The organism is Streptococcus sp. NLN64 (assembly GCF_015831295.1).
Taxonomy (GTDB): Bacteria; Bacillota; Bacilli; order Lactobacillales; family Streptococcaceae; genus Streptococcus.
In genome coordinates, this window is sequence record NZ_JADXDQ010000003.1 from 1 (window position 1) to 20,399 (window position 20,399).

General features: G+C 37.0%; 20 protein-coding genes and 1 pseudogene. 14 read left to right on the forward strand and 7 right to left on the reverse strand.

Going from position 1 to position 20,399, the window contains the following annotated elements:
• The 14 genes and pseudogenes from I2503_RS09535 to I2503_RS00960 all read left to right on the forward strand — a co-directional run.
• A pseudogene (locus I2503_RS09535) lies at positions 1-149 on the forward strand (IS4 family transposase); the annotation flags it as partial.
• 220 nt (positions 150-369) lie between these two features.
• The gene (locus tag I2503_RS00900) at positions 370-1,515 is read left to right on the forward strand and encodes a DUF1972 domain-containing protein (RefSeq protein ID WP_196090874.1); all 1,146 of its coding nucleotides are present in this window, start codon (positions 370-372) and stop codon (positions 1,513-1,515) included.
• Positions 1,512-2,456, forward strand: coding sequence for a glycosyltransferase family 2 protein (locus I2503_RS00905; protein WP_196966735.1), 945 nt, complete (start codon positions 1,512-1,514; stop codon positions 2,454-2,456). Before I2503_RS00900 ends, I2503_RS00905 begins: the two co-directional genes overlap by 4 nt.
• Positions 2,453-3,256: an ABC transporter permease gene (locus I2503_RS00910; RefSeq protein WP_196966737.1), complete on the forward strand. Its 804-nt coding sequence runs from the start codon at positions 2,453-2,455 to the stop codon at positions 3,254-3,256. Before I2503_RS00905 ends, I2503_RS00910 begins: the two co-directional genes overlap by 4 nt.
• Positions 3,256-4,464 carry an ABC transporter ATP-binding protein gene (locus tag I2503_RS00915; RefSeq protein ID WP_196966738.1) on the forward strand — a complete coding sequence of 403 codons (1,209 nt, stop codon included), beginning with the start codon at positions 3,256-3,258 and terminating at the stop codon, positions 4,462-4,464. Before I2503_RS00910 ends, I2503_RS00915 begins: the two co-directional genes overlap by 1 nt.
• Before the next feature lie 11 nt (positions 4,465-4,475).
• Complete coding sequence (locus I2503_RS00920; RefSeq protein ID WP_196966740.1) at positions 4,476-5,831, forward strand: glycosyltransferase family 2 protein; 1,356 nt, start codon at positions 4,476-4,478, stop codon at positions 5,829-5,831.
• The gene (locus I2503_RS00925; protein ID WP_196966741.1) at positions 5,828-7,576 is read left to right on the forward strand and encodes a rhamnan synthesis F family protein; all 1,749 of its coding nucleotides are present in this window, start codon (positions 5,828-5,830) and stop codon (positions 7,574-7,576) included. Before I2503_RS00920 ends, I2503_RS00925 begins: the two co-directional genes overlap by 4 nt.
• The gene (locus tag I2503_RS00930) at positions 7,573-10,200 is read left to right on the forward strand and encodes an alkaline phosphatase family protein (protein WP_196966743.1); all 2,628 of its coding nucleotides are present in this window, start codon (positions 7,573-7,575) and stop codon (positions 10,198-10,200) included. Before I2503_RS00925 ends, I2503_RS00930 begins: the two co-directional genes overlap by 4 nt.
• A 9-nt stretch (positions 10,201-10,209) precedes the next feature.
• Positions 10,210-11,682, forward strand: coding sequence for a glucosyltransferase domain-containing protein (locus tag I2503_RS00935; RefSeq protein ID WP_196966744.1), 1,473 nt, complete (start codon positions 10,210-10,212; stop codon positions 11,680-11,682).
• A 117-nt stretch (positions 11,683-11,799) separates the two neighbouring features.
• Positions 11,800-12,642, forward strand: coding sequence for a DUF3114 domain-containing protein (locus tag I2503_RS00940; RefSeq protein WP_196966746.1), 843 nt, complete (start codon positions 11,800-11,802; stop codon positions 12,640-12,642).
• Between the two features lie 448 nt (positions 12,643-13,090).
• Positions 13,091-13,267, forward strand: coding sequence for a hypothetical protein (locus I2503_RS00945; protein WP_196090883.1), 177 nt, complete (start codon positions 13,091-13,093; stop codon positions 13,265-13,267).
• Positions 13,267-13,878, forward strand: a complete 612-nt coding sequence (locus I2503_RS00950) for a Fic family protein (protein ID WP_196966747.1) — start codon at positions 13,267-13,269, stop codon at positions 13,876-13,878. Before I2503_RS00945 ends, I2503_RS00950 begins: the two co-directional genes overlap by 1 nt.
• Positions 13,879-14,158: 280 nt before the next feature.
• The gene (locus tag I2503_RS00955; protein WP_196966749.1) at positions 14,159-14,977 is read left to right on the forward strand and encodes a hypothetical protein; all 819 of its coding nucleotides are present in this window, start codon (positions 14,159-14,161) and stop codon (positions 14,975-14,977) included.
• 103 nt (positions 14,978-15,080) lie between these two features.
• On the forward strand, positions 15,081-17,753 hold the full coding sequence (locus I2503_RS00960; RefSeq protein ID WP_196966750.1) for a DEAD/DEAH box helicase family protein: 2,673 nt from the start codon (positions 15,081-15,083) through the stop codon (positions 17,751-17,753).
• Positions 17,754-17,930: 177 nt separating this feature from the next.
• Here the strand turns inward: I2503_RS00960 and I2503_RS09745 are convergent, their stop codons facing one another.
• The 7 genes from I2503_RS09745 to I2503_RS00995 form a co-directional block, all read right to left on the reverse strand.
• Complete coding sequence (locus I2503_RS09745) at positions 17,931-18,431, reverse strand: transposase (protein WP_196966752.1); 501 nt, start codon at positions 18,429-18,431, stop codon at positions 17,931-17,933.
• A gap of 25 nt (positions 18,432-18,456) precedes the next feature.
• On the reverse strand, positions 18,457-18,777 hold the full coding sequence (locus tag I2503_RS09750) for an IS630 transposase-related protein (RefSeq protein WP_196966753.1): 321 nt from the start codon (positions 18,775-18,777) through the stop codon (positions 18,457-18,459).
• 65 nt (positions 18,778-18,842) lie between these two features.
• Positions 18,843-19,079 (reverse strand): hypothetical protein, encoded by a 237-nt coding sequence (locus I2503_RS00975; protein WP_196966754.1) that lies wholly within the window; start codon positions 19,077-19,079, stop codon positions 18,843-18,845.
• Positions 19,080-19,371: 292 nt separating this feature from the next.
• Entirely contained in the window at positions 19,372-19,584 is a 213-nt protein-coding gene (locus tag I2503_RS00980) for a TmhB bacteriocin enhancer peptide (protein WP_247644653.1), read from the reverse strand.
• A 4-nt stretch (positions 19,585-19,588) separates the two neighbouring features.
• A complete protein-coding gene (locus I2503_RS00985; protein WP_196966755.1) occupies positions 19,589-19,837 on the reverse strand; it encodes a Blp family class II bacteriocin in 249 nt (82 codons plus the stop codon).
• 108 nt (positions 19,838-19,945) lie between these two features.
• Positions 19,946-20,104, reverse strand: coding sequence for a hypothetical protein (locus I2503_RS00990; protein WP_196091206.1), 159 nt, complete (start codon positions 20,102-20,104; stop codon positions 19,946-19,948).
• A gap of 45 nt (positions 20,105-20,149) precedes the next feature.
• Positions 20,150-20,308: a hypothetical protein gene (locus I2503_RS00995; protein WP_196091207.1), complete on the reverse strand. Its 159-nt coding sequence runs from the start codon at positions 20,306-20,308 to the stop codon at positions 20,150-20,152.
• Positions 20,309-20,399 lie beyond the last annotated feature (91 nt).

Here is a 20,399-nt window from a genome sequence, read left to right on the forward strand (position 1 = left end):
CCTGTAAACAATTTCTGAAAAACAGGCTCACTTCTTCTAAGTTGAAAACTTACATAGAAAGACATTTATCAATCATTCGTCCAGGTCGGACGTTTGAAAGGCGACTGAAAAATCAATCAGTAGTAAGTTTCACCTATAGAGTATCATAATTTTTAAAAAAGGTCACAAAAACCTTTATTTGGCGTGCACAAAAAGACCACATTTGAAAGTCTGATGTAATTATGAGCTTTCAAATGTGGTCTTATTCTAAATTCTAGGTCTTAACTTAATGACATTGTCTCAGTTTGAGGGCTTTTCCTCTTTTTAGTCGCGGGAAGTTGGGAAACATGGTATAATGTAGCAATGTAAACTAGGGGAAGGAGTGTCTGTATGCAGGATGTCTATATTATTGGCAGTCGTGGATTGCCGGCCAAATATGGTGGATTTGAGACCTTTGTGCAAGAATTGGTTACACGCAAGCAAGATTCTCGTATGGCTTATCATGTTGCTTGTTTGTCGGATGAAGAGTCTTACCAGCATTTTGATTTTCAAGGGACTGACTGTTTTACCATTTGTTCTCCTCAGTTAGGGCCTGCTCGGGTGATTGTTTATGATACCATGGCCTTGAACTATGCCCTGAAGTTGGCAGAAAAGAGTGGGAGTGAGAAGCCAGTCTTCTACATTTTAGGGAACACCATGGGGCCTTTGGTTCGGTTCTTTACAAACCGTATCCATCGTCTGGGTGGACGTTTGTTGATCAACCCTGATGGTTTGGAGTGGCGGCGCACCAAGTGGCCGAAGCCAGTTCGAGCTTACCTGAAGTTGGCAGAGCGGTCCATGACCAGAAATGCCGATTTGGTAGTGGCGGACAATCCCGGAATTGCTTCCTATTTGGAAGAAGCTTATGGTCAGCTTCCAGTAACCACCATTGCCTATGGTACGGATTTGGAACCCTCCCATTTAGCGACAGAGTCACCTGAGTTTCAGAGTTTTCTCCAAGACTGGAATCTTCTGGCGGGGGACTATTATTTGATTGTAGGTCGCTTCGTTGCGGAAAACAATTACGAGACCATGATTCGCGAATTTATGCAGAGCAAGACCCAGCGTCCGCTCGTTTTGGTCTGCAATTACCAAGGTTCCGCCTACTTTGAGACCTTGCGACAAAAGACCGGTTTTGACCAGGATTCCCGGATTCGTTTTGTGGGGACTGTCTATGACAGCGAACTCTTGAAAAAAATTCGCCAAGAAGCCTATGCCTATATCCATGGGCACGAAGTTGGTGGAACCAATCCGGGCCTCTTAGAAGCCCTGGCTCACAGTGATGTCAACCTTGTTTTGGGCGTTGATTTTAACCAAGTCGTGGCAGAGGAGACAGCTCTTTACTGGTCTAAGGAGTCGGGTGACTTATCTTCTCTTCTTGAAAAAATTGAAAAGAACCGTCCGAGTCAACTTGGTGAGGGTGCAAAAAAAAGAATGCGTGAGTTCTACTCATGGGAGAAGATTGTGGGCGACTATGAGGAGGTGTTCCGCTCATGACAGTCGCAATCTTACTTTCTACCTACAATGGAGAGCGTTACCTTGCTGAAATGCTGGATTCGATTCTAGCACAGACCGTGCAAGATTGGCGTCTTTTGATCCGAGATGATGGTTCTAGTGATGGCACCCATGAGATTATCCGTCGCTATCAGGCGCGTGATGAACGGATTCGCTGGATTAACCCAAATGAGCAAGAAAATTTAGGTGTGATTAGGAGCTTTTGGACTCTTTTACAGGCAGAAAAAGCAGAGTACTATGCCTTCTCTGACCAAGACGATGTCTGGCTTCCTCAGAAACTTCAAATTCAGCTGGACGCCATGGGAGCCTTGGATCCCAGTCGAGGAGCCCTGGTCTATACAGATTTAAGTGTGGTGGATCAGGAGCTCGAGCTGATTGCTCCTAGTATGATCAAATCCCAGTCTGATCACGCCAACACAACACTCTTGGCTGAATTGACGGAAAACACTGTTACAGGCGGAGTCACTTTGATCAATCACCCCCTTGCCCAAATGTGGACGGGCAAGGAAGAGCATGAACTGCTCATGCACGACTGGTATCTGGGACTCTTAGCTGCCAGCCAAGGCCAGTTGGCTTACGTGGACCTCGTCACCCAACTCTATCGCCAACATGACCAAAATGTTCTAGGCGCTCGAACCCTTCGAAAACGAATGGCCAACTGGATTCGACCACAACTCCTCTTCCAAAAGTACTGGAAGTTAATCCATGCTAGTCAAGAACAGGCTCGCAACCTACTCGTATTGCCGCTCGAGCCTCAAGATAGAGAATTGGTCGAGGACTTTGTTACGATTCTAGATCAAGGAATGATCGAACGAATCCGAAGGATTTTTGGAAGAGGTCTCCGAAAAAACCGTTGGTTCCATACCCTCGTCTTTCGGACACTCATTATTACAAAATTATTTTACAAAAGGAGCAATCCATGAATCTGTTTCAGCAGAAAAACTGGATCTTGATGAAAGAACTCATCAAGACGGACTTTAAATTACGGTATCAGGGGTCTGCCATTGGTTACCTTTGGTCCATCTTAAAGCCCTTCATGATGTTTACCATTATGTATCTGGTATTTATCCGCTTTTTACGATTAGGAGGAGATGTCCCTCATTTTGCGGTCGCTCTCTTACTCGCAAATGTGATTTGGTCCTTCTTCTCAGAAGCAACCTCTATGGGAATGGTGTCCATTGTTTCCCGTGGAGATTTGATTCGTAAATTAAATTTCTCAAAAGAAATTATTGTTTTATCTGCAGTTGCAGGAGCGGGAATTAATTTCCTGATTAATTTAGCGGTTGTTTTTGTTTTTGCCTTGATTAACGGAGTTGGGATTTCTTGGCAAGTTATCTTGGTTATACCGATTTTTCTTGAATTGGGGCTGTTCGCGTCTGGCTTGGCTTTCCTTTTGTCAACAATTTTTGTACGTTTTCGGGACTCTCTTCAAATTTGGGAGGTTGTTCTACAAGCTGGACTCTATGCTACACCGATTATTTATCCGATTAGTTTTGTGGCCAACCAAAATGAATTAGCTGCTAAAATTATGATGATGAACCCTATGGCGCAGATGATTCAAGATACACGCTATCTTTTGATTGATACGGCTAACACGACCGTGTGGCAACTGGTCACAAATCCATTTTTAATTCTTATTCCATATTGCTTACCTATTCTGATTTTTATTTTCGGCTATGGAATTTTTAAGAAAAATGCTAAGAAGTTTGCGGAGATTTTATAGTGAAAGAGAACAAAATTGCTGTTTCTGTTCAACATGTCAGTAAATATTTCCAACTACCAACAGAAGCAACCAACAGCTTAAGAATGAGTTTGATTAATCGTTTACGTGGAATCAAAGGCTACACAGAGCAACATGTCCTCAAAGATATCAATTTCGAAGTTGAGAAAGGTGATTTCTTTGGAATTCTAGGTCGTAATGGATCTGGTAAATCGACACTGTTAAAAATCATTTCTGAAATCTATCAGCCCGAGCAAGGTCAGGTTGTCATCGATGGAAAACTGGTTTCCTTCATTGAACTAGGGGTAGGTTTTAATCCTGAATTAACTGGACGTGAAAATGTCTACTTGAACGGCGCACTTCTCGGTTTCACCCAAAATCAAATTGATGACATGTACGATGAGATTGTTGATTTTGCGGAACTCCGAGACTTTATGAATCAGAAACTCAAAAACTATTCGAGTGGAATGCAAGTACGCTTAGCCTTTTCGGTCGCCATCAAAGCGGATAGTGATATCCTCATTCTTGATGAGGTTTTGGCGGTTGGAGATGAGGCCTTTCAACGTAAATGTAATGACTATTTCATGGAACGTAAGCAATCTGGAAAAACAACCATACTAGTTACCCACGATATGGGAGCAGTCAAGAAATTCTGTAACAAAGCCGTACTCATCGAGGATGGTCTTGTGAAAGCTTTTGGGAATCCAGAGAATGTTGCAAATCAGTATAGTTATGATAATACTGCACCCTTACATCAAGAGAATGTTGAAAAACAAGTTCATGAAGAGGAACTAGTAGTTGAAAATTTTCAGCTTGATTTGCTTAGTCCAACTCAGATATGTCCATCGGATGAAATTCATTTCCGGATTCAATACGATATCAAGCAAGAAATGGAGACCTACTTGGCTCTTTCTTTGACAGATATAGACAGAAATATTTGGATTTATAATGATAATTCCATGGATCTAAAAAAAGTTTCATCAGGGCATCAAGAAATTCACTATCGCTGTTCGTTACCATCTGTTAATAATTTGAAGTTGAAGTTAGAAGTCACGGTTAGAGATGCAGATGGTAAAATGCTTGCGTTTTCTGATGCTACTCAGACGCCGATTATCATGGTCCAGCGTACAGATATTGCAGCGGATGATTTTTCTGCCCTAGATTCGGCTAGTGGCTTAATTCAACGAAATGGTACCTGGACCTTCCATTAATGGAGTTAGCTATGACACAGCCAGTTGTTTCAATTATATGTACAGTTTATAACAAGGCCCCTTGGATTGAAAAAACATTAACAAGTTTTTTGGAGCAAAAAACAAGTTTTACTTTTGAAGTCTTAGTAATAGATGATGCTTCCACAGATTCTTCATGGGAATTGATTCAAAAATTCCAATTCCAGAATAAAAAAAATATTCGCATTTTTTCTAACTCCGTAAATCAAGGGATTGCCAGAACTTGGGTTGAAATTTGTTCTAAAGCAAATGGTAAATACATTGCACGGTGTGATGGTGATGATTTTTGGTTGGACCCCTATAAGTTACAGAAACAAGTAGATTTATTAGAGAGTAATTCGGATTCTGCTTGGTCAAATACTGATTTTGATATCTATGACGACAAAGGTAAATTTGTGAGTTCTGCAGGATTCGAATCAGGTGTTATCCCACTAGCAGATACCTATGAAAAAATGCTAACTACTCGGGGATTTACAATGGCTTCAACCTGGCTAGTTGAGCGTGATTTAATATTGGAAATCAACGAAGGTTTAGATTTAACCACTGCGGATGATACCTTTAATCTGCAACTTGAATTATTTAAGCGGACGAAACTTAGCTATTTACCTGAATCAACTGTAGCTTATGTTATCAATACAGGATCGGATTCCAGACCAATATCATTTGAAAGTCAAAGAGTAAGATTTGAGAAATTACTTGAAACGCAAAAGGAGTTTGTGAGAAAATATCCCGAAAATATCACTAAAAATTTCGTGGATCTTCTTTTGGAAAGAAATAATGAATTTGAGTTGGCTTTAAGTCGTGCTTCAGCAGGACTTGAAGGTATTGGCTTTGAATCGGTAAAGGTATATTTTTCAGACGACTCTTCGGGTTTTTCGGAAGTGAATAGTCAGTCTTTTGCGCTGAAGGCAGAGGCTTCTTTAGAAATAGATTTACCAGTAGGTTGTCGACGGATACGGATTGATCTCTCAGAACGACCTAGTTTTTATGATAAAGTATCTGTAGAATTGTCAGATGAACTAACGATTGAACCAAGTTGGACGAATGGGATTGCCTATGAGGGTGGTTACTTTTTTATAAATTCAGATCCACAGCTCATTTATGACTTGCCCAGTCAGGAAGACTACCGTTATTTTAAACTTTATTACAAGGGGAGTCAGATTAACAATGTCGAAACACCAGATTATTTAGTGAAAAAATTACTAGTAAATTTTTTGGAGTGTCAAAATGAGTTGAGGCTTGTAAAAGAAACGCTCAACAAAATTGAGACCGAGAATACAATCATTAAGAATTCATGGCGATGGAAAATTTCAACTGCTGTGATAAACTTTTTCAGGAGAAAGAAATGAATCGACTCTTACTTTATGTCCATTTTAATAAATTCGGACATATCAGTCCCCATGTCTTATTTCAATTAGAACAGATGCGCCCCTTATATTCTAAGGTCTTATTTATTTCTAATAGTTCCTTACCCGATAATTATCAAGTGCAATTAGAAATGTCCGGACTCGTGGATGACGTAGTTAGTCGGGAAAATAGAGGCTTTGATTTTGCGGCTTGGCGTGATGGCATGCAAGAAATTGGTTGGTCTAATCTAGCAGAGTTTGATTCTGTTACTTTAATGAATGATACTTGTTTTGGGCCTATCTGGGATTTCCAACCTTCCTTTTTAAAAATGGAACTAGATGATCAAGTTGATTTTTGGGGCTTGACAAATTTTCGGGCTACAAAGGAATTTCCTGAACATCTTCAAAGTTATTTTCTAACCTTTAAAAAATCCGTTTTATCTGATAATAGTTTTTTTGATTTCTGGAAAAATATTCAAGATTATGAAAAGGTTCAAGACGTGATTGATAACTATGAATCACGTGTTACGACATTTTTCCTTGAGAAGGGTTTTCAATACAATGCAATATTTGATACGACTCAGGAATCGACTGAAGGGATGTTACACCCTGATTTTACTTATTATAACCCTCGCCGAATTCTTGAAGTTAGATTACCTTTTTTAAAGGTCAAAGCCTTGGATGCTAATCAGTCGATTGCTCCTTACCTTTTAGATACTATTAAATCCAATAGTGACTATCCAATTGAGTTGATGGTCTATCATATGTCTATGATTAATTTACCGGATAGTCCTTACCTTCTAGGCCAAAAATATCTGCTAAGAGTAGAAACTGAATTTCAACCTCTGAAGGGAACAGTAGCGATCCATCTCCATGTGTTTTATACGGATTTGTTACATGAATTTTTAGAAGTATTCGAAAAATTTCCTTTTGACTGTGATCTTTATCTAACAACAGATACTGCCGATAAGAAAGCAGAGATTTTGATGATTTCTGGCCAGAAAAATAATCTAGAAGTATTTGTAACAGGAAATAGAGGACGTGATCTTTTACCAATGCTCTTATTAAAAGAACAATTGGCTAAGTACGATTACGTTGGTCATTTCCATACAAAAAAATCTAAAGAAGCGGATTTCTGGGCGGGTGAATCGTGGCGTCGTGAACTCATTCAGATGTTAGTAGAGCCCTCTGCATCAATATTGAATCAGTTTGAAAATAATCCAAATTTAGGTCTGCTTATTGCGGATATTCCAACCTTTTTCCGCTATAACCGAATCGTCACAGCCTGGAATGAACACCAAATGGCCGATGCGATGAATGGACTATGGGAAGATATGGGCTTAACCAAGTCAATTGATTTCACTAAAATGGATACTTTTGTTATGAGTTATGGAAGTTTTGCTTGGTTCCGTTATGATGCCTTAAAACCTTTATTTGAGCTAAACCTTCCTGTGGAGGCAGTTCCGGAAGAACCACTTCCACAGAACTCTATTTTACATGCAATGGAACGTCTACTAGTTTATATTGCATGGAACCAGGGCTATGATTTTCGAATTGCACCTAGTCCAAGTTTGATAACACCCTTTGTAGACAATAAACAATTAAATTTAAATGGAGATCTTCATCCCCCTACATTTGTTGATTTTAACTATATGGGTGGCATTCGGGGAGCCTTGAAGTATATTGTAATTGGTCCTGCAAGGGCAGTGAGATACATCTTTAAACGATTGGTGGCTAAACATTCATGAATAAGATTCTAGAATCCTTAAGCTGTTATTGGTTAGAATGTAAAAATCTTGTTGTTGCTAAGAGTACAATTTTTTTAGAAGATAGTCGAGAGCTCATCAGTGACTTTCCTGTAAATATCAGAGATCATATCCGAGATTATTTGGAGGAAAAATATGATTCAGCTATAGATTGGGTGGATAATCTCGATTGGTCAGCAAGAGTTTTTGAGTTTTGCTACTCTTTGCTCATGTTTGCTTTGACAATTCTTTTACTATCCAATTATTTTCTGGGTCAATTTCCAAATTTCTTAGGTTTAACAACCGAAGGAATCATGTGGATCTATCTTTTCATTGTTCTTTTTGCTGGAATTCTCACACTTCCTTTTGCGAAGCTTAAGACGATTTTCCCTATCCTCATAGGGTATATCCTTTATTTTCCATTACTATTTCTATTAGAATGGTCTCGACAGCTAAATAATCCGGACTTTAAACTTGAACAACTCTATGAAGTTCATCCCTTAACACAGGTACATTTTTATAGTGTAGCGATTGTCCTTGTCATTGCTTTTTTACTAAACCTACTCAAGAAGGAATTTTTATTTTTTAAACAATTTGAGACTACAGGATTGTATCGTACCCGCCGTTCTGTTTGGACCAAGGCTTCCATGGCTCCATTGATGGTGACAAATCCTTTATTTCTTGAGTTTGTGTCAGGTAAGGTAGCTGAATTTGCTGAGAATAATCAACTGGATCTTTATCTTGGGTATATTACTGGTCAAACTCTGATTTGGTTTTCAATAGGTTTTATTCTTTTTGCAAGTCTTTACAATAGTCTAAGAGAAATAGGTTTGCACCACTTTGGAATAGCAAATGCAATTTTTTCAAGCTTTGTTTTTGCTGTAGTTTTTAATTTGCTATTTCAGGCGGGAGTGGTCTTAGGGTCGGATTTGCTTGGGAAATTTATTTTTCCACAAGCAACAATGTTTCAAATTACTACGATCTTTTTTACATGCTTACTGATTTATTCAATTATCAATAGATTTTTATATTCAACTCTACTTATCACACTTACTGGAATTGTGTTTGCGATTGCGAATGCTATTAAGTTTAGTTTTCGGCAAGAACCGTTGATTCCAACTGATTTCATTTGGATTAAACAGCCAGAATTATTTGTTTCTTTTGTCGATATTAATCTTTTCATTAGTTTATTAGTTATTATTTTAATGCTTTTCTATATTGCATGGAATATTCAAATACTAATGCCCTCTAAGCGAATTTTCAGTAGTATATACAGTCGTCTTGGAATCGTGATTATTTTTCTTGGTTTATTTCAAGGAACAATGACTGCATTTAGATCTGAAGTAAAAGGAAAAATCAAAAGTGATATTCCAATAATCAGTTTGTTAAATAATTGGTATGATGTGACATGGATGGGATTATCTACTAATGCTAGCTATAAATCACTTGCATATGTTTGGGCTCGACAGCTAACACAACAAGTAATGGAAACTCCAGAACAATATAGCAAAGAGAAGATTGAAGAGATTTTAAGCAAGTATGAACAGCTAGCAGAGGAAAAAAATAAATCTAGAGCAAGATCATTAAAAAATCAAACAGTTATCTATATTTTAAGTGAAAGTTTTTCTGATCCGAAAAGAATTTCTTCAAATGTTTTGTCTAGAAATCCAATTCCTGAAATAGATTCGATTAAAGAAAAAACAACTAGCGGTCTTATGCATAGTGATGGCTATGGTGGTGGAACTGCTAATATGGAATTTCAAACTTTAACAGGTTTGCCGTTCTATAACTACTCGAGATCGACTTCAAATATTTATGTAGAAGTTGTTCCGCAGATGAAATTCCTACCATCAATTAGTAGAGCATTTGAAGGAGAAAATAGCTATGTGATTCATCCCTCTGGTGCTAATAATTATAATCGAGTTAATATTTACAAGGATTTAGGTTTTAAACATTTGATTTTTTTAGTAGATAGTGATGAGAATCTTCAAAATATAGAGTATCAAGGTGTTAGTGTGAGTGATAAAACAGTATATGAAAACCTGCTGGATAATCTTGATAGAAATCAAAGTCAGTTCTTCTCTTTGATAACCATGCAAAATCATGTGCCTTGGTCTATGGACAAACCTACTGACCTTACATCTAATAACGAGATACTTGATGAGAAACAGAATGGCCATCTGACCAGTTATACAAGACTTCTTCATTTTACAGATCAATCTACTCGTGAATTCCTGTCAGAGTTAGAAAAAGTAGAAAAAGATATAACAGTTGTTTTTTATGGTGATCATTTGCCTGGCTTTTATCCTCCCTCAATTTTCAAAGAAAATACGGCATTGCAATTTCAAACCGACTATTTTATTTGGACTAACTTTGAAACTCCGAAGCAAAATTATCCAATCGTTAATTCAAGTGATTTTTCAGCAAGCGTGTTTTTACAAACTAATTCTAAGGTCTCACCTTACTTTGCTTTATTAGAAGAGGTCTTAAAGAATAGAAAAGTGAATACAGATGGGCAATTTGAAACCGTGTCTGAGTTTGATGAGGATTTAAGACTTTTACAGTTTGATATTACATCTGGACAAGGGTACAGTCTTATGGATACTGCATTCTTTGATATACCTTAGGGAGTTTTTATGAAAAAAATATTTTATTCTTTTCTAACTAAAAATAAATATATTGCTTGGCTATGGCTTTTTTATCTTATACCAGCACTTGCAATCAATCTTTCAAATTATCCATACATTGATGATGTGTATAGACGTTCTACCGGTGTGGCAAGTTTTGCACATGATTATGCTAGGTATGCATCTGAATACTTATCTTGGATTCTTAATAACAATTCTCATCTTGTTGATGTCGGAATATTGTTTCCTTTTCTTACATCAGGTATCTTAGCTCTTTCGAGTGTCTTGTTAATTAGGACATTTTTTCCAAAAGATGCTATAAAGTGGCAAACAGTATTAGCTTCAACAATACTGTTTGTCAATCCGTTCTTTTTAGAGGTATTGAGTTTTAGGTTTGATAATCCTTATATTGCATTTTCGATTTTGGTATCTATATTACCTTTTTTCCTATATAGAAAATTTAATTCAATTTTATTCTTTTTCATTTCCCTAATATGTGTGTTTTTGATGTGTAATTTATATCAGAGTTCATCAGGTATTCACATTATATTGACAATATTCTTATTTCTCTATCTAATAATTGAAGAAACAAGTATACTACATTCACTTAGATTTATAGTTATTTCTGCGATGGCTTATATATCAGGACTATTGGTATATCGTTTAGAAATGAATTTTAATCCACAGTTATTAGATAGAGGAACGAATACCACAATTGCTGAATTAGATAACCTGATTCCCACTATTCAAAAAAATACAGAATTATTGTATGCTGTTGTTCGGAATGAAATAAATAAATATTGGAAAATTTTAATTCTAATCATTATTATACTGTTTTTAATATCATTATTATTTAAAGTGGGCAGAAGAAGTTTATGGGTATTACCAATTAGTATTTTTGCTCTTGGTTTATCGTTCCCGTTAAGTTTTGGTGTGAACCTAGCAATTACAGGTAATCTTGCAACTGACCATCCCCGTTATGTGTATGGCTTATTCGTTTGTGTTGCGATAATTAGTATTATACTAGCACAGTTAAATAGCAATAAGTTACTTAAGATTGTTAAGTCAACAACTATTATTTTTATTACATATGGATTCCTTGTATTTAGTTTTGTATATGCGAATGTTTTAGGAGTTCAAAAGGACGAATTTGAATTTCAAGCAGGACAGTTTAGTCAGGTTATTCGACCATATCTTAAAACGGATGGACAAACTCGTTTAGTAATGAATAGATTATTTACAAATTCAACCGTATATTATAATAGTTTACAAAATTACCCTATTTTGGATAACTTAGTTCCTGATAATGCTAATCTTTATTGGCCAAATGTTATGTGGTATCAAAACATCAGTCACTACGATGTCAAAATTGATCATGTGGATACAATGTCGTTAAATTTTGAAGGTTTAACCCCTGTTGAAGATAGCCCACATTATGAGATATATCAAATGGAAGATGGCCTGTATATTCGAATGAAATAAAGTGAGAACATAATTGTTCTCATTTTATTTAATATATTTCACGATTGTTAGAAATTTTAAGGATAGAAGTTTGTTTTAATTGTGAACTAAATCTTAAAAAGACAAAGGTATTGTAACATGAATCAGTTCCTTAATGGATTTATCGGCAGTCCTCATTTCCGTGCTGAATGGACTCAAAAACGACAACTCCTGACTCCTCTGGAGCTGCTGACTTGGATTATGTCTCTCCTCCAAATGCCTGCGGACCTTACGGAAGATCCGCTAGAATTGCAGCGCTTACTGGCTTGTTTTGACCCAGATCTAGCACCACATGATCGATTTTGGAAGGACCTAGTCAAGCTGGTGCAGCAAGCGTTTCCTAAAAATACTTTGGATCAGCCGGGGCTTCTCAATCGGCAGGTTCACCAGCTCCGCTATCTGATTTCGATTCAGCAAGCGCAGTATATTCGGAATCATTTTCGTGAGTCGGGGATGACGGACCGGGAGGCTTTGGCGCGTTATCTAAAGGGCCGGTACTACACCTTGTGGGACCGTGGTCGTTTGCATCAGAAGCTTTCTTTGGTTGAAGGTAGAAGGGTTTATCCTGACAATCAGGCAAGTGTGAATCTAAAGGTTCTCTACCATCAACGGGTTGAGCTTATATTAGACAGCCAAGGACGGTTCCTGAATATCCTGGATCTAGAAGGAATGTCGGAGGCTGGGACTATCAATGGAGCTAGTTTTAATTACGGTGGCTTTTTCCGACACAGGGATTTGGATATCGCCCCGATTGGTCGACATGATCCTCGCTTTCGACGAAAAAAACTAAAAGGCTTCCGCTCACCTACGAAAGCGAGGTGGAGTCCTGATGACAGGTCATTTTGGTCTTCCCATGGCCCTTATGCCCAATCCGGTCACTCTTTGGCAAGTTTGCTCAAGAGAAGTGCACGTGATTTTCGTCGTTTGGTGCGGAAGAGTTAGGTAAGAATAGATCATAAGACGGGTTGTGTACCGCGATTAACTGTAGACAAATAGAGAGTTAAAAAGCACAGTCATTTTAAAGTATAAATAAAAAACTATTTGTGGGCTAGTGGATATGGTCTGCAACCGCCTGTGGGCCCATACTCAGTACGAACTGTTTGTTGAGAAAAAGAATAGCAGGACTGCCGACCCTTGAGGAATAGATAGGGCATATCTAGCGTGAGGTGAAACTCAATACGTGTAAGAGAAGGAGGCTCCCGCTTCCTTTTCTTTTTTAGGAGAGGATTTGCATGACATATCCACAAGAGAAAGCAGTTTTTCAACGAAATGGCTTTAGATATCTGTAGTCGAAATTTGAAATTTCAAGTTTCAAGTTGTATACTGTTTCAGATACATACACCCTTTTTAATGTTTTTATGGTATATTAGAGTAGTAGGGGGTGGAGCATATGACTTTAGATGTTAACCAAGAAAATATGACGATTATGGGAGTAGTTTTTGAAAATCGATTGATTTTCAAGAGTGTTTGGTACGCTCTAAGTACAAATATGATTGAAGGCTGGCAGCCAACTGTTGAGGATGTTGAACTTTTAAGAGATGAAGCGATAGCATTGGGAGTGGCTTGATGGCTCGGAAAATTTATGAAGAGTATAGCTATATTGATTTGGATAACTACTATGTTTATCCAAACTCATCGGTTCTTCGTAATAAGTTTCATGAACAAGATAAAGCAAAAGCCCAGGAACTTGAATTTCGTTTGGTCGCAAGTAAAACTATAAAATTATTTGGAAACCCTATAGAAGTGCATAGTGTATCAGATATTTTGGCGATTCATCAATTTCTTTTCGGTGAAATGTATGAGTGGGCTGGTCAATACCGTTGCGTTAATATTTCAAAGAGTGGTAAAGCTTTTCTACCTATTCAATCGTTCGATATGGCAGAAAAGTTTTTAAATCGTCTAATTACGAATTATTTGAATAATTCAGGTAGCAGAGAAGTTATTTGTAGAAATCTTGTGGAAATATTAGATAATCTTAATTATTTCCACCCTTTTCGTGAAGGAAATGGTCGAACGCAACGTGAAGTGATTCGTTCATTGGCTTTAATGAAGGGATACGAATGCGAAATTTCAATTGGTGTGGATGATGACGTTTATAACTTGTACATGGATGGTACAGTATACAGTGATAAGAAAAAACTAGAGAAATTATTTGATAAATTAGTACTCAAGTTATGAGAGCAAGTTTTCTAATTCTTTCCTAAGAAAAGAAAGGCCAGGTAGGGAAGAAAAATGAAATTTTTCTTAACATGAGAGTAATTAAGTCTCAATTTCTTTTTCTTAGGTGATATCTTAGTGGCTTGTCAACGTTTGGTAGTTTTAAACAATGCCATTTCAACTAGATTTTGTTTTTTTCAAATCTCTAGTACAATAATAGTTATAGAACCGCCCACAACTCTTTGAAGTACAGGGCGGACATTTTTTACCGAAGTAACAATAACATTCGAAAGGTGCTCGTATGCTCACGTATCCCCACAACCGCATTGTCAAGGCAGGGCGGTATTTGAATTTTCTCAAGAATGATCCTCTGAATCAGGTGCCGATTTTGCGCTATGACAAGAAGCGCAAGGGGCTGACGTTTGTGATTGTGTTTCAACTGGCAGACTCAGTTCAGATTCTGAATCGATCCGAGAATGGCTATTCCTCTCGTTTGGAGAGGATTCGTTTTTTTGATGAAAAATCCATACAGGCGGGGCTGAATTTAGTACCAACGGTGGCGCGTGAATCTGCTCAAGTTTTACAGGTTCCTGGGAAGGAAAAAGGCTATCGTGATTGGATTCGCTACTACCAGCCTCAAGAGCTAGTAGTTTTAGTAGGGGGCCAGGAAATTCCTGTAAATAGTTACAATCCCTTCCGTGATGCCCGAACTTGGGATGGAGGAGATGTTAGCCAAGCTGATTTTGAATACAAAGATTATGAAGGAATTCAAGATTTTCGCCCTTTTTGGCCTCAAAGGGAGTCTGAGCCCTTGGTTTGTCATTTGACAGGTGTCGGCGCAGACTTGTTGCTAATGGGTTGGTATTATCATGGACCTCAGCTAAAGATCTCTTGGCGACCAGACAGGACTGGTGCTCGTTGGCGGTCATCATTGGTTGCCGTGGATCGGAAAACAGGACGAACCTTTTTTCAAGGCAATCTGCTCCAGGTTGAAAGGGCATCAGTTCCTATCTTTTTCGACAAATTGGAAATAAAGAACCATAGAGGATCGGAACTGTCTGCCTTGTATCAGGAAATTGAGCAGCAAGTACGCGCAGCAACTTTAAAGGAGAGGGGATGAAGATCTGGTGAGAGTAATGGGCTGTTAAAGAAACCTTTGGTATGCTGTGTACAAACATAGAACTTCTTGATACAATCTTGGCAAGAAGTGATGAGGTGGCGTTATGCGATGGTTTGTCGATGAGTCGGGTGTATTTGTTGAGTTGTTGGCTTCTTATCCCTCATATCAAGGAACGAATGAGTATTACATCTGTAAAAAAAGAAACCAAGAGATTTTTGTGATTCAGAAAGAGGATTTCGAAAAGAGTTTTGTGATGTACGAATCACGTCTAACTACACAGGAAAAGTTGGAATTATTTTTTTCGGTCTTTAAGGGGAGATTCGATGTTTATGCTAGAAGTTATTTAAACGGGGAGGGCAAACTTCAATATTCACCGTCCTATAAATATGGGTGGAAGGCTTTGGCGCCAGAGAAGAGAGAATTTCATCCGCTAACAGTTGATGTTTTGAAGTCACATTTGAAGGGGGAAACAGCAATTGGGATATTTCCAATGTTGAAGGATGAAACTTGTTGGTTTTTGGTGTTGGATTTCGATAAAAAAGATTGGAAGTTATCCGTTGAAGTATTGAGGAACGTAAGCTGTGAAAGAGGGGTAATACCTGCTGTCGAGATTTCAAGGTCGGGTAATGGCGCACACGTTTGGTATTTTTTTGAAAATGCTATTCCAGCGCGTGATGCTAGAAATTTTGGTAGAAAACTTCTTGAACTTTCGATGTTAGAATCAGAATCAATTTCGTTTGAAGCTTACGACAGGATGTTTCCGAATCAGGATATCCTTCCAAAAGGAGGACTTGGAAACTTAATAGCTTTACCCTTGCAAGGAAAGGCCTATGAAAATGGGAATACCTTGTTTGTAGATAATGAATTCAACCCCTATCCTAATCAATGGGAATTCCTTCAAAGTATTGAAAGGATAGAGACTAAAAAGGTTGATTTTATAGTGGGCATAGATTCGGAAAGTCCGAATTTAGAACAAAGTATTTCACTTAAATTTAGTAATGTGTTGATGCTTGAAAAACATGTACTTTCAAGTCAAACTATGTTTTCTTTGAAAAGAATGGCTTCTTTTTCGAACCCAGAATTTTATTTAAAACAAATCATGCGTCAACCTACATATCAAATACCAGAGCGGATTTGTTTGTTTGAAGAAACGGATAGATATCTTATCCTACCGAGGGGGTTGTTGCAAAAATTAACAAATCTTTTCAATCAAATTTCCATTGAAGATAATCGAATTGTACATTCACCTATTTCGGTAAAATTTGTAGGAGAACTTAGGTTTGAACAGGAAGTTGCCTTGGCGGATGTCACATCTAGAGATAATGGTATATTGCAAGCTGAGACAGGATTTGGAAAGACTGTTTTAGGAGCGGCATTAATTGCTAAACATCAAGCTCGGACGATTATTCTTGTTCACAACAGACAATTGTTAGAGCAATGGATTCAAAAACTTAGCCTTTTTCTTGAATTTGAAGAAGATATTCCCGTAAGATACACTCCAAAGGGTAGAGAAAAAGAAATAGGTTACGTTGGTCAGTATACTGGATCAAAAAAGTGGAGAAGTAAGCTAGTTGATGTTGTGATGATTCAATCTATGTTTAATTTAGATTCCATTTCTGATTTATTGAATGAGTACACAATGATGATAATTGATGAGTGTCATCATGTGACAGCTTTGATGTTCGAAAAAGTTGTTAAAGAATTTAAAGGTAAGTATATGTATGGTCTGACTGCTACACCTGAGAGAAAAAATGGTCATCATCCTATTATCTTTCAACGAATTGGAGATATACTACATAAAACTGATGCTCCAAAACATCATTTTCATAAGAAGTTTTTCATATGTTTAACTTCTTTTGGAAGATTTGATTCCGAGAAGGCTTCGAGCAGGAGATTTGATTTGTTAAATGATTGGCTTTCAAGAGATGAATCCAGAAATCAACTTATTGTGGGAGATGTGCTAGACCAAATTAGGCAACAACGTAATTGTCTTGTTATCGTGAATAGAATAGAGCACATCGAAATTTTGAGTGAACTATTGTTATCAAAAGGATGTGATTGTATTTTTACCTTAAGTGGTAATACGAAAAGTTCAATTAGAAAACGAGTACTAGAGGAGATTGATAAAGAGAAGCACGGCTTTATTCTTATTTCTACAGGAAAATTCATTGGTGAAGGATTTGACTTACCGCAGTTGGATACATTGTTTTTAGTCGGTCCCCTGTCGTGGAAAAATAATTTGATTCAATATGCTGGTCGCTTGCATCGTTCTCACGAAGAAAAACGAGAAGTTCGTATTTTTGACTATTTGGATATTCATGTTCCGTATCTAGAACGAATGTTTCAGAGAAGACAAGTGGCATATAAACAAATGGGGTATGAAATAATCGAGAAAGATAAAAATCAAAAGAGCTATTACAGTACAGCTGACTATGAAGTAGACTTAGATAAAGATCTATTGAATGCTAAGAAAATACACCTAATTTTGCCTTTTATCCAGAAAAGAAAACTAACCCAATTTGTCGAGAGATATAATAGTCTTCAAAAGATTCTATTGTTACCAGAAAAATTTAAAAATATATTTGGGTTTGAAAAGACTACTGAAAATCTTACTGTGGTGTATGATTCATCAAAGTCTTTAACACCGATGCTCATTATTGATGATTATTTGATCTGGTATGGAGAATTACCATTATTTACGAAGGTAGAAGATTTTTCTGTTCTAAGGCTAGATTCACCAGATTTAGTGAAGGAAATATTGGAAATGGATTACTAATTAAAGTCTAATACTTTAAAAACAGTTGAATGTGTATGGTTTCTTGAAAATTTGAGTATAGGACTGTACTTTAAATGAGGACTGAGTTATTTTTAAAGTTTTTCACATATCTATTCTCCGATTGTTTAAGTCTCAGTCTCATGTACTAATGAAATTTTTTAGTCTCAGTTTTTATAGTCATTTAGTTTTTAAATAGTATGTTATTGCATCAGTTATAGAGTCCATTTTGCGAAGTAATTCTGTAACTGATTTTTTTAAAATAGCCCAACTTTTCTCAATGGGATCTAATTCTGGAGAATACGGTGGTAGAGGTAAAAAGAAGTGACCAGCATAGATAGAAAGTTCATCTAGTATTTTCTTAGGGTGAAAACTTGCATTGTCCATAACAATAACATGAGGAGTCTTTAAAGATGGTAGAAGCTCTTGTTTAAACCACTCTACAAAGAAATCGCTAGTCATACTCTCTTTGTAAATCATTGGAGCTATAAAAGTCTGACCAACTTGTCCTGATACAATAGAAGTGCGTTCAAAACGACGACCACTAATTTTAGAGTGAATCTTTTCACCTCTGGGTGCACGGGCATTTTTACGATATAGATAAGTATCAATACCTGTTTCGTCAATATAGACAATTGGAAAGTCTTTCAAAACGGCTAGTGATTCAAGATATTGTTGCACCTTCTTTGCATTTTGTTCTTTGTAACTAGTTGTCTTTTTTTAAAGTGATGTTTATTTGCTTTAAGGCAGACCAAACAGAAGGAATACTGCAAGAAAAATGTTCTGCAATTTCCCTTAAAAAAGCGTCTGGATGTTCTTCTACAAATTCTTGTAATTTATCTAAAGGTATTTTTCTGGATTTAGCAACACGCTTTTTACGTTCTAAGTGACCGAGTTCTCTCTCCTGCTTTTCCCAACTGTATAAAGTGTTGGTGCTAATATTAAATAAAGCTGCTGTTTCTTTACGTGTATGTCCCTCTTTAACATATTCAAGGACACGTTTTCTAAAATCAATTCCGTATGCCATAAAAATAGTATATCACATACAGTTTATAATCTCAAAGAGTATATCATACAAACCACGACAAACACCTATTTCTTTAACTTATGTTCAATCTCATACAAAACTGAAATCGGCAAAAATATGGCTAAAAAATGAACCCAAGAAATTCCATCACCTACTCCTACAATCAAATTCAATCCTGCAATAATAAAGATAAACAAACAAGCTCTATAGTTTTTGTTACGAAAACGCTTAAATGCAATGCTTAAAACTAGGTAGACTACATAGAGAACCAGTAAGCAAGATTGTATATCACCTCTACTCATAAGCTCTCCTTCCTTCTTTTTTAGTATCTTGAACGATTTGGATCATATGCAATTAATCCTTCAACTTTAGCCATTATAATGAACTGAAAAGAGTTCAAGTCTTAAAATACTAATTTGAATACGTTCCACTAAAAATATAATTTCTCACCCAAAAATCCAATCAACAATAATTGATGATAATAGAGACAGAAGGGGAATCAGCCCAGCAATAACTAGTTTATGCTCTTTTTTCTTCATACCATACAATATTATCAGCAAGCTGGGCAAGATTAGTATTAAGAAAAGCAGATTTTTATAGTCCACCTATAATCACCTTTCCTCCACCCACAACACAGCCAACTCCAGCTGCAAGACCTCCTGAAAATGCGCCACCAATGATTGCACCTCCAACACAGTGTCCCAGAACAGAGCCCCAGTTAATGTCACCTCCCTTTACATCGGATAAAGTAATATCTGACAAAGGCTTAAAGGCTTTATAAATATTCATAAAAACTATCCCTTTCAATTAACTAATTTCCTAGTATTCCTCCCATACATGCAAAACCACCAGCAATCGCTCCTACATGAGCACCCACAAATGCACCTGGAATAGCACCAATACCCCCTGCAGGAGCACCCCATAAGGCACCACTACCTGCACCAGACAGAACAAATCCTCCCATATCTCTCAGGCAATCATTACCAGAATATCCCCCAGTAACAGCTGCAATATCATATATGCTCATAATTTCAAATTGATTTTGAATTGAGTTATCCATATAATAACCCCTCCTATTTCTTTTAAAATATTCCATTGGCATGGTCAACAGAAGTTATACTCCTTAGATTACACGTAAATGATCCTAAATTTCTTTTTCTAGTATATATTAATGGTTGAAAAGACCGAAAACTAACCCACTACCGAAACGAATTCCAAGATCAATTACTCCACCGCTTATCCTTCCAACACCTCCTGCAACTCTCAGAAGTCCCTCTTCAGAAATTTCTACAGAATTACTATTTTTAATAACTTCAAATTCAATCATAGTGCTAACCTCATTTCCACATAATCAGTTTTACTTAGTATAATTTCAAAACCAACTTGCAATCGCCTCGCCAGTCAAACGCCCTACATAAAACATTCCCTCCATAAGTCCAGGTAGTAATATCAATACAAAAATGCCTTCAGTTATGGATTTCACCTTAATATTGTTAGCTCCATTTTTAACCTCAAAAATAATTTTATCCATGTATAGACACCTCGCAATCCTTAATTTTTCCCTGTTGCAACCTGACACCATAACTATATCATTTTTTTAAATTGGACTTTCTCCATTTCCT

Excerpts from the sequence above, each read along its gene's own strand:
- I2503_RS00955 (WP_196966749.1), top strand. The coding sequence starts at position 14,159 with ATGCTCACGTATCCCCACAACCGCATTGTCAAGGCAGGGCGGTATTTG.
- I2503_RS00940 (WP_196966746.1), top strand. The coding sequence starts at position 11,800 with ATGAATCAGTTCCTTAATGGATTTATCGGCAGTCCTCATTTCCGTGCT.
- I2503_RS00990 (WP_196091206.1), bottom strand. The coding sequence starts at position 20,104 with ATGATTGAATTTGAAGTTATTAAAAATAGTAATTCTGTAGAAATTTCT.
- I2503_RS09750 (WP_196966753.1), bottom strand. The coding sequence starts at position 18,777 with ATGGCATACGGAATTGATTTTAGAAAACGTGTCCTTGAATATGTTAAA.
- I2503_RS00910 (WP_196966737.1), top strand. The coding sequence starts at position 2,453 with ATGAATCTGTTTCAGCAGAAAAACTGGATCTTGATGAAAGAACTCATC.
- I2503_RS00935 (WP_196966744.1), top strand. The coding sequence starts at position 10,210 with ATGAAAAAAATATTTTATTCTTTTCTAACTAAAAATAAATATATTGCT.
- I2503_RS00900 (WP_196090874.1), top strand. The coding sequence starts at position 370 with ATGCAGGATGTCTATATTATTGGCAGTCGTGGATTGCCGGCCAAATAT.
- I2503_RS00945 (WP_196090883.1), top strand. The coding sequence starts at position 13,091 with ATGACTTTAGATGTTAACCAAGAAAATATGACGATTATGGGAGTAGTT.
- I2503_RS00975 (WP_196966754.1), bottom strand. The coding sequence starts at position 19,079 with ATGAGTAGAGGTGATATACAATCTTGCTTACTGGTTCTCTATGTAGTC.
- I2503_RS00950 (WP_196966747.1), top strand. The coding sequence starts at position 13,267 with ATGGCTCGGAAAATTTATGAAGAGTATAGCTATATTGATTTGGATAAC.
- I2503_RS00930 (WP_196966743.1), top strand. The coding sequence starts at position 7,573 with ATGAATAAGATTCTAGAATCCTTAAGCTGTTATTGGTTAGAATGTAAA.
- I2503_RS00920 (WP_196966740.1), top strand. The coding sequence starts at position 4,476 with ATGACACAGCCAGTTGTTTCAATTATATGTACAGTTTATAACAAGGCC.
- I2503_RS00905 (WP_196966735.1), top strand. The coding sequence starts at position 1,512 with ATGACAGTCGCAATCTTACTTTCTACCTACAATGGAGAGCGTTACCTT.
- I2503_RS00995 (WP_196091207.1), bottom strand. The coding sequence starts at position 20,308 with ATGGATAAAATTATTTTTGAGGTTAAAAATGGAGCTAACAATATTAAG.
- I2503_RS00985 (WP_196966755.1), bottom strand. The coding sequence starts at position 19,837 with ATGGATAACTCAATTCAAAATCAATTTGAAATTATGAGCATATATGAT.
- I2503_RS00960 (WP_196966750.1), top strand. The coding sequence starts at position 15,081 with ATGCGATGGTTTGTCGATGAGTCGGGTGTATTTGTTGAGTTGTTGGCT.
- I2503_RS00925 (WP_196966741.1), top strand. The coding sequence starts at position 5,828 with ATGAATCGACTCTTACTTTATGTCCATTTTAATAAATTCGGACATATC.